Origin of the sequence: Spirosoma sp., assembly GCF_026391055.1 — a bacterium.
Lineage (GTDB): Bacteria > Bacteroidota > Bacteroidia > Cytophagales > Spirosomataceae > Spirosoma.
In genome coordinates this window covers 1-9,700 of the sequence record NZ_JAPLET010000008.1, presented here as the reverse complement: position 1 = coordinate 9,700, position 9,700 = coordinate 1, and the positions used below count along the sequence as shown (strand labels likewise).

The window sequence follows — 9,700 nt, the reverse complement described above, 5'->3', positions numbered from 1 at the left end:
TTATCCATCTTTTGTCTTGATTGACTCAACGGGAAAAATTGTCTTCAAGGACGAAGGCTTAAATGGTTTTCAACGGTTATCTGAGCACCTCAGCCAGCTTGGTTTTCAAAAGATCAAATGAGTCATCAGATTTGGTAAAGGGATAGGCAGACTATCACAAAATGGATTAATTATTCGTCTCGTTAAATGCCCGAATTACAGATACCCCTTCGTCTCTAATGGGAGCGTTTTCATAAGACATTGGTTTTTACGAGCTGTCCAAATCAATCCGTTCCATACAAGGTGTATGCCCTCCAGAACTGCTTACAAGTGACGATTCTAATAACGTCTGAATGCTAACCCACTTTCGTTTGCAGTAGCCAACCCAGATTGAGGGGCAGGCTCGAGGCAGACAGTTGAGGTTGCTTTACCAGATCCCAGGCTAATTTATAAACTACACATCCCCATAGCCATGCACGGATGAACGCTCTGGGACATCCTTAAAGGACAATAAATGTTTACCCGTTTAGTAGGAGAGCCAAAGCCACAAGTGTTATTTTTGGCTTACCGCTTCCGCTTGGTATTCCCAGCAACCTATGTTTTCATCCCTCTCAATACCCGCCCCTCATCTCCTCCAGGCGCTGTGGGAAAATTCACCCAACGGCCTGATCCTCTATCAAGTTGTTCGCGATAAAAACCAACTACCTATTGATTTTCGGTACGTCTTGATAAACCCCGTTGCAGCGGCCCTATTAGGGGCCACTCCTGAGGAGCTACTGGGCCAAAGCTGTCAGCTCGTTTTCCCCCAGGGAACCGTCCTGCGGGACCACTACTACCAGGTGGCCCTGACAGGTCAGAAACGACAACTGGACTATCAGCTACCCACCGACGGGCGCTGGTTCGAAGTCCTCCTTACCTACCAGAAACCCGACACCCTCCTTTGCTTCCTGTCCGACATTACCGCCCGTCAGCAAGCTCAGTTTAGCCTTCAGGCCGAAAACCGGCGGCTTAATGAAGCCCAGACCATTGGTCAAGTGGGAAGTTTTGAGTGGAACCTGGGCGAATCCGGCGTTAACTGGTCGGACGAGTTGTACCGGATGCATGGCCTGCTTCCCCAATCCATCCCGATTGCCATTGAGCGGGTTGAGGACTTTTTCCACCCCGATGATCGGAACGCCCTCCAGGCGCTTCAGCAGTTGTCGTTTCAGACGCCGGGGCACTATGCCTTAGTTCACCGCAGTCAAGGCGTGGATGGTCGGCTCTTCTGGGTGAATCACCAGTTTGAAAGTCTGGCCAATTCCACGGGCCAGGTGGTTCGGGTGCATGGCACGGTTCAGGACATCACCCAGCAACGGCAGCTCCAACTCGACTTAGCCCAAACGGTCCAATCCCTTCAGGCCGTCCTGGATGCCTCCCCGGCTTCGATTGCCTACCTAATGGCCCGTCGGGATGCCTCAGGCCAGTGTGAGGATCTTGTCATCAGTGTCTGCAACCAAACCTTTGCTGACATGGTGGGCCAGCCCGTAAGTGTGCTAACAGGCCTATCGGCTCAAGGGTTAGATACCCGCTACTGGAGAGGCCATGCCTGGGCGAGCTGGCTAGAGGTGCTGGCAACAGGCCAGCCTCAGTATGCGGAACAGCCTTGGGGAACCGCTGGGCAATGGATTGGCTTAGCGATAACTAAACAACAGGATGGCCTGGTGCTGACGGGCCTGGACATTACGGCCTTCAAGCAAGCTCAGGAGCAACACCAGCAGGCACTTCTGGCTTTACAAGCCTCCACCCTGGACTTGCAGGCACTCGGGCAAGTCCGTGACACCTTGCGCCAGCGGGGGGAACTGCTGCGGATGAGCTCCCATGACCTGCGGAGTTACATTGGGGTCATCGCCTTTTCCGTCTCCTTGCTGGCGCAGGATCAATCGGACTTTGAGCACAACCCCTTGGTATCGATGCTTCAGCGCAATGTCCAACAGGCCACTCACCTGCTGACGGACCTGCTGGATTATGCCCGCCTGGAGGCGGGTCAGGAAGTGCGTCGACTGGCCATGTTCGATGTGGCTCCTTTACTACTGGAGCGGCTATTGAGTGTCCATCCGCTGGGTGAGCAGCAGGGCTTACGGCTGGAACACCAGGGTCCGGCTGAACTCGTCGTGATGGGCGATGCGTTGCAGGTGGGCCGGATGGTTCAAAATCTGCTGCTCAATGCGCTGCAGCACACCCCGACGGGTCGTATTCGTCTGGCGTGGGGTGAAGCTTCAGCCGACCGCTGGTGGTTCTCGGTCGACGATACGGGTCCGGGATTACCAAGCCAGCAGTTGGCGGAGCTAGAGGCGCTTAAGGCATCCAACGAGGGTCTTTTGTCGACTGGAGGGAAGGGGAGCTCTTCGAGTGGCGAAGGCATTGGTCTGCGGATCGTGCGTCAATTAGTCGACCTGTTGGCTGGCCAGTTAAGGGTTGAAAGCCAGCCGGGTCAGGGGACCCGTTTTAGCATCGATCTTCCCCGGCACTACGCTTGATGATGGCGGCGATACTAGTGATAGCCGTGCTCACTGGTTGGGAAAGGCAGGCTTAGGATAAGGTTGATAGATCGTTAATGGCGTGTCCGATAAGTAGGCAAGCTACTAGTCATTAGGACTACAACCAACAAAGGACCGTAAGGCAATCAGCAGCCGATTCCCATCCTGGTCTGCTCCGTCGCTTTGGGACATGGTAAAACTATCCTGTCTTTCAATCTACCATTAATCGCCCAAATGAATGAGCAGATACATGACTACTTTATTGTCTAAGACGAGAGCCTATTTCTGAACGTTTCTTCATCTCACTGGGAGCGAATTGTGAGACTCTGATTTTACTATCTGTCAACTCTAGTTAGTAGCATACGAACGACAGCGGTCTGATCAATTTGCTGTGGGTACTCGTTGGGCAGGCCGGTACACCTTAGGTAAACGCTTGCTCAGACTACTGGCCAGACTGGTTTGATCAGCCACCAGACGAGCGCCTGTCCAGGTGGAGGCAACCACCATGCCGGCAGCAATCAATATGATGTCTTTGATAATGTACTGAGCGGCCAGTGAAGGCGCATACCGTGGGCCGGGGAACAGTTCACCCGGAAAGAAGACCAAAGGAGACATCGCGCCAATCATCTGAGCGGCCATCAGCCACACACCTACCCGAAGGAAGCGTCCACTAATAAAACACACACCAATGATGCATTCCAGTCCAGCCACCAGATCCATGGCGGCGTGACCCGTTACCTGACCCAGCGTTAGCACGACCGTTGTTCGAGTTGCTAAATCCTCGATCGGGCTAATGCCGGGAAAAAACTTAAGAAAACCAAATCCTAAAAAAACGAGCCCTAAACACACCCGTAGAATCGTGATACTGTTAACAACCAACCACCGATTGATGGACGTATCCAGGCGATCAAATTGAGCAAATAGATTGGCTAGCGTTTTCATTATCGTTGCGGTTTAAGTCTACTCTTGTGGGCTCATCTACGACAACCTGTTATAAATAGATTGGTAACGTGATTAAAAAAATAGATGCCGCCCTTAGCTCGACAACCTGTTCCGGCAAGCAATCCTATTCGACACGCCTTGAATAAACTGTTCCAGGCCTCTTGATATAAAACTTAGGTTGTCTGGTAGTGATAAATATCGTTTCTGAACTGCCAACGCAGTGCCTGCATGGCCTTCCGAATTCTGGTTTTGACGGTGCCTAGGGGAAGTTTTAATCGGTCGGCAATTTCCTGGCTGGTGTAATCCTGATAGTACATCAACTCCACCACAGCCTGATACTTCGGCGGTAATTGGCTGATCAGGGATTGGTCGAGTTTACCCGCCAGCAGGGAGGGTCTAACCGATTGCTCCAGTCGGTCATAATGGTAGCTTTGCCCCGCCCTTCTTACTTTTTGAGAACGAAGTTCAGAAAGGGCCACATGCCGGGTAATGGTAATCATCCAGGTAAACAAACGACCCTGCTGGGGATCAAAGTATTGTCGATTTAGCCAGATTTTGATAAACGTTTCCTGGAGCAAATCTTCGGCTCGGGCTGAATCGTGAACCAATCGGAGCAGTACCCCGTAAAGAGCCGGCGAATAGGCCTCATATAGCTCGGAGAAAGATGTGGCCGTAGAAGCCTGTAACGCATTGGTAAAGTGTCGTTCAGTCGGATCGGAAAGGTTCATGCAAGAATGGAGAAGTTAGGGAAGGTGGCTACACAGAAAGAACGGTAACCTACATAAATGGCCTATAAAATCGTGCCACGGTAACTTATCAATTATCAATACTAGAAAACGGTAATATGTTGTAGTTTTTTCTGCTTTTATACAAACTCAATTTCAGTGCGTTGGGACTATTTTCCCCATAATTGTAGCAATTGCAGAACAGCCTCGAACCACTAGTTAGCCTACTGGTGTAGCGTTAACAAGTATAGTAAGGCTATGGGCCATTTGATTAGTCAGCTTGCTAGTCAATCTTGGGGTAGGAATGGATTAGGTTTCCTTTCAATAAAATACTTATCCGATATAAAGAGCGATGCCCGTGCTGACGGTGTAGATGGGCAAACGGCTCTATTCTTGTTGCTAGATTGTCGATTAAAGTTTTAGGCTTATCACCCACTTGGGGCAGCTTAAAACACTGGATTACAAATCTGCATACGAGGCGTTGATCCGTAAGCAAATCTGTAATCCAGTGCCTTTATTTAAAGGCATTTCGTAATTGGGTAGCTGCCAGTTCCTGAGCGGCCTGGGCCTGGGGTACCAGGGTATACATGCCAAAGAATTCATGCGTTACCCCCGTAAAGAGCTGATACGTAACAGGCACGCCTACCGACTGGAGCTTATCCCTTAGTTGCATGCCTTCGCTCTGCAGGGGATCAATCTCCGCCCCAATGATGGTGGTGGGGGGTAAACCACTCAGATTGGCCACATCCACCAGCGAGATCAGCGGACTATCTCCGTCAACGGGCGAGTTGAAATAGTTGGCCACAAAATACTGCACGCCTGCTTTACTCAGGGGCTTGGCATTGGCATATTGCAAATACGACGGGGTATTCAGGTCGTTGTTGGCCACGGGGAACACCGATAAGATATGAACCGGCAGCCCAATGTTTTGATCGCGGGCCATCATGCTCACCGTAATGGCCATATTCCCACCCGCACTTTCACCGGCTACCGCTACTTTGGCGGGATTACCATTGAGGCTGGCCGCATTTTGCTTCACCCACTTGTAGGCCGCAAAGGCATCTTCGTGCGCGGTTGGAAATTTGTTCTCGGGCGCCAGTCGATAATCGACCGACACGACAATGGCCCCCGTCTCTTCGGCGAGTGCCAGGGTGGAGTATTCATATACTTCGGGACTGGCAATCACCCAGCCACCTCCATGATAGTAGACGATAACGGGTAGTGTTCCCGATACATGGTTGGGTTTATAAACGACAATTCGAATGGGTGTGCCACCCGCGCCCGGAATCATTTGCTGACTCACCGTTACATTGGCCGTTGGGCGAGGGATTTTATTTTTGTCGAGTAGCGAATTGACGGCATCTTTGAAGGAGGGTTGCTGGCGGGCCTGTTGAGGGGTTAACTGCTCGATGGGGGTGGGCGCCAGCCGACCTAGTTCTTCAATAACGGCCTGCATCTGGGGGCTAATCGTTGGGCCCCAGTCGGGCTTGGGGCCAGTCGGTTGGATGGTTTGACCGGGTTGCGGAATGCGGTGATCCTGGCAAGCGGTGAAGGCCAGCATCACTATACAAGCCAACAGGAGCGGTAAACAGCGTCGTTGAGCGAAGAACTTATTTTTCATGAACGTTGATTGATTTGTTAGGTAAACCAGCGGGTGAACTAAGGGTTATTCTTTATTTATTCAGGGGCTATATTGAGTGCGTTCCAAGCGGGCGGTCAACTCCATCATCGTTGGCGTACTTTTGGATTTGCCCGACCTTTAGGGCCGTTGCCAAGAGCAATTCAAACAAAAGCAGGCCCACAAGCCGTTGCCAAGCGAATTGGCAACGGCTTGTGGGCCTGCTTTTGTTTCCCCTTTTATTGAGTGGACGAATGAAGCGTTGTAACTTTACGCTTGGTTTGAAACTAGTCACGGAAGCGAACGCGATGCCATTGTCCGGTGCAGCCTACAAAAACTTTTATGGATCATTTTTCAATCGTCTACCGTGATAGGTCCTATACCGTTGTGGATCAACCGCCAAAGCGGGGTGATTTATTTTACCACAAGCTTCTCAAACAAGTGGATCGAGTAACCGACATAACCCCAAACGGTAGATTTGTAACGGGCACTAAACTGGGAGTTTGTCGAATGACTAACTGCCTTTTAGCTCGTGCGATTCCCTAACTATTGGTTGAAACAAGAGGGAGAAGCGAGCACTTGATAAGCCGTCAGGCCATGTTAAGAAAAGAGTGTAGCTGGCCCAGGCTATCAACTTCTGATTAGCTAGGTTCAGCTTACGTGATGACACAAGAACTTAATTTGACAAAAAGGAGACGTAAAGGGCTTGCCTGCTTAGGCGAGTCCTTTTTTTGGGGGGTAGTCTACCAAGGTTATATGGCGTGAGTCCTTTCGAGGTATCCTCATTTTTGATCGGCTTGGGTTATACTTCGGATAGCGTGTACTAATGTTTTCATTGGCGATTATAAAGACTAGTCCTTAAGTCCTTTACAAAAATCTGGCCATTCCCTACCTAAGTGCCTCGATCCCGATGTGGTCGTTGTTGAATAGAATGAACGAACGGTAGTTTATACCTTTTGCCGACAAGCCTATCTTGCTGAAGTGACAACGTAACAAATGACGTCCTAATTAATGAACAAATACATTTTGCTCCATTCGTCTCACTGAGGAGGATTTTATGAAACGCTGTAGCCGTAAATCTCAGCTACAATACGCTAACCGCTACAAACAAAAAATGGCAGTAGCCCACGCCACTGCCGTTCCCTTAAATCTGTTCCACTTACAATAACTCACCCATCCCGAACACCGTCAAGCCTTGGGCAAATTGGTCGGCTACGGCTTGGTTGGCGGCTTCAATGTATTGGCCGGTGATGGGGTCGACCACGGTGCGTAAGGGCCGGGTGCCTTTCGGCGTGCCGATCAGTTTGACAATCGCATCGGCAACAGCCTGCGGGTTGGGCTGTTTAGCCTGCATTTCGCCGCCCAAGGCGGCTAGCATTTTGTTGGGTATATCGGCAATGGCGCCGTACCCTTCAAATACTCCCTGATCAGAGGCGGGGTTGTCCTTTTGCTGCATTTCGGTCGGGAAAGCGCCCGGCTCCACTAGGGCCACGTCAATGCCTAAACGCTTTACCTCGTAATGCAGGCCCTCGCTTAGGCCTTCCAGCGCAAATTTGGAGGCGGCGTAAATGGTAGCAAACGGGAACGATACCCGCCCAAAGCCGCTGGTCACGTTAATGATCAGTCCGTCGGCCTGTCGGCGCATGGCGGGGAGCACCTGCTTGATCAGTCGCCAGGGGGCATACACGTTGATATCAAACGTGGTGTGCACATCGGCGGTGGTAAAGCTTTCGGCCACGCCACTCATGCTGTAACCGGCGTTGTTGACCAGTACATCAATAGCGCCTTCTTTGGTCAAAATGGTGTCAACGGCCAGCTTCACGCTCTGCTCGTCGGTCAGGGTAACGTCCAAAACAGTCACGTTCGCTACGGCCCCAAGGGCCTGGGCTTTATCGGCATTACGGCCCTGGGTATCGCGCATCGTGGCATATACCTGATGCCCTAAGGCGGCCACGCTGTGGGCGGTAAGCCAGCCAAAACCACTATTTGTTCCGGTTATCAATACGATCTTTTTACTCATCTTTTTTACGTTTAAATCAATGAGCAAAGGTTGAAAATGGCAACAAGAAACCATTTATCATTTGGTAAAAAGCGTCGTTATCGGATATTACGGCGTATACGGCTCAGCGATTGTTGAGTGATGCCCAGGTAGGAGGCCACGTACGAAAGCGGGATGCGGTTGATCAGGCTAGGGAAGGCCTCAATGAAGGAAAGATAACGCGTGGTGGCGTCTTCTGAAACCAGCGGACTGCGCCGTTCCATGGCCAGGGTAAGGCACTTTTTTATCATGTTGGCCTTCATCATTTCCCAGCCCACAATGGTGTTGGCTATCTGGTCCCAGTTCTTTTTAGTGAAAACCAGCACCTTGCAGTCGGTCACAGCCTGTACATATTCAGAGGCCACCATCTCCGATTCAAACTTTTGATTATCGACGACAAAATTGCCTTCGTCCACAAAATAATTGGTGATTTCTTGGCCCCTGTTGTTATAATAGCAAAAGCGAAACACGCCTTCCACCACGAACGCCACATACCGGGGGACCTTCCCGGCTTCCGACAGGTAGTCGTCTTTTTTAAATTCGAGCAGTTCAACCTTGCTCAACAAAAACTCGATCTGCTGATTGTTGAGGTTACCAAATTGCAGGATAAGATTTGTAAGTGCTTCCATCACTTAAAGGTAGAACACAGTGCGGGGCATCGATTTATCATATGGTAAAAAATGAGGCAAGCAGGACACAAGCTATGTATTTCGGTGTAATTGACCACGTAGGCTATAAACTGTAGTTGACAATTATTAAAACAAGGCGTCCAATTAAACGCCCCATTTTGGAAGCAGATCATGATACCTTGTCGTCACTGGCGGGTGCTTACTCAAGAACGATTACTCGTCTCAAGGAGGAGCGATTTGTGAGACATATAGAATTTATCAGATGACAAACTCAGTTGGGCGCACGCGACTCTTTAGCGAGTGTAACATCTGGTTACTCAGTTAAGCTGAATACGTTTAGCACTTTTTTACGTTAAATCGTTGATACCGAATGCCCACCGCTAACATTTAGGGCGTTGGATGGTTAGATCTACGATTCACTAAACACTTTTCACTCATGGGTAATCTCTTATACACGATCGCCGTCGTGCTCATTATTATCTGGCTACTTGGTTTTTTAGGCGTATTGGGCGCTGGCATCGCGGGGTCTGGCTTAATTCATATTTTACTCGTCATTGCCGTGATTGCTATTATCTTTCGATTAATTCAAGGGCGCAGCGTGTAATCGTTCCAATAGCTGCTTGACAAAACATAAATCCGCCACCTGACCCAATGGGGTAGGTGGCGGATTTGCTAGAATCCAAAGGCTGCTGATCGGGTTCAAAAAATCATACTATTAGTGGTTCGATAAGACACTGATTTTTAGTATCTGTCCTACCGCACGGCTTCGGCGGTCCGACGGCGAACCGGCCATCAGCCGCATACGGTTTCTTTCCGACAGACATTGTTTGTCTAGTAACAAAAAAGGGCTCGTCTAAACAGACAAACCCTTTTCGATCACTTTGTCAAATTAAGGCCTTACCCTGCGATTGGACACTTAGTTGAAGGCCTTGCGCAACTGGGTGGCCGCCAGTTCCTGGGCGGCCTGTGCCTGGGGCACAATCGCATACATCCCAAAGAATTCATGGGTCACCCCCGTAAAGAGCTGATACGTGACGGGCACACCCACCGATTGGAGTTTATCCCGTAGCTGCATCCCCTCACTCTGCAAGGGATCGATTTCCGCCCCAATAATGGTGGTGGGGGGTAAACCACTCAGATTGGCCACATCCACCAGCGAGATCAGCGGACTATCCCCATCAGCGGGCGAGTTAAAATAATTGGCCACAAAATACTGCACGCCCGCTTTACTCAGGGGCTTGGCCTGGGCATAT

The 9,700-nt window shown here is 50.3% G+C and carries 8 protein-coding genes; 2 read left to right on the top strand and 6 right to left on the bottom strand.

Annotated elements, in window-relative coordinates:
• The first annotated feature begins 575 nt into the window (after positions 1 to 575).
• Positions 576 to 2,495, top strand: coding sequence for a sensor histidine kinase (locus tag NT073_RS00900; RefSeq protein WP_297367334.1), 1,920 nt, complete (start codon positions 576 to 578; stop codon positions 2,493 to 2,495).
• 381 nt (positions 2,496 to 2,876) lie between these two features.
• On the opposite strand, the gene NT073_RS00895 is transcribed toward NT073_RS00900, so the two are convergent.
• The 5 genes from NT073_RS00895 to NT073_RS00875 all read right to left on the bottom strand — a co-directional run bounded on the left by NT073_RS00895 (position 2,877) and on the right by NT073_RS00875 (position 8,447).
• Positions 2,877 to 3,437 (bottom strand): DoxX family membrane protein, encoded by a 561-nt coding sequence (locus NT073_RS00895; protein ID WP_297367331.1) that lies wholly within the window; start codon positions 3,435 to 3,437, stop codon positions 2,877 to 2,879.
• A 173-nt stretch (positions 3,438 to 3,610) separates the two neighbouring features.
• On the bottom strand, positions 3,611 to 4,165 hold the full coding sequence (locus NT073_RS00890; RefSeq protein ID WP_297367328.1) for an RNA polymerase sigma factor: 555 nt from the start codon (positions 4,163 to 4,165) through the stop codon (positions 3,611 to 3,613).
• Positions 4,166 to 4,676: 511 nt separating this feature from the next.
• A complete protein-coding gene (locus NT073_RS00885) occupies positions 4,677 to 5,783 on the bottom strand; it encodes an alpha/beta hydrolase (RefSeq protein ID WP_297367325.1) in 1,107 nt (368 codons plus the stop codon).
• Positions 5,784 to 6,939: 1,156 nt separating this feature from the next.
• The gene (locus tag NT073_RS00880) at positions 6,940 to 7,800 is read right to left on the bottom strand and encodes an SDR family oxidoreductase (protein ID WP_297367322.1); all 861 of its coding nucleotides are present in this window, start codon (positions 7,798 to 7,800) and stop codon (positions 6,940 to 6,942) included.
• A gap of 77 nt (positions 7,801 to 7,877) precedes the next feature.
• On the bottom strand, positions 7,878 to 8,447 hold the full coding sequence (locus tag NT073_RS00875; RefSeq protein WP_297367319.1) for a Crp/Fnr family transcriptional regulator: 570 nt from the start codon (positions 8,445 to 8,447) through the stop codon (positions 7,878 to 7,880).
• Positions 8,448 to 8,883: 436 nt separating this feature from the next.
• Here NT073_RS00875 and NT073_RS00870 point away from each other — a divergent pair, with 436 nt between their 5' ends.
• Positions 8,884 to 9,051 carry a lmo0937 family membrane protein gene (locus tag NT073_RS00870; RefSeq protein WP_297367315.1) on the top strand — a complete coding sequence of 56 codons (168 nt, stop codon included), beginning with the start codon at positions 8,884 to 8,886 and terminating at the stop codon, positions 9,049 to 9,051.
• Between the two features lie 312 nt (positions 9,052 to 9,363).
• Here NT073_RS00870 and NT073_RS00865 read toward each other — a convergent pair.
• The coding region (locus NT073_RS00865) for an alpha/beta hydrolase fold domain-containing protein (protein WP_297367311.1) at positions 9,364 to 9,700 on the bottom strand (337 nt) is incomplete at its 5' end.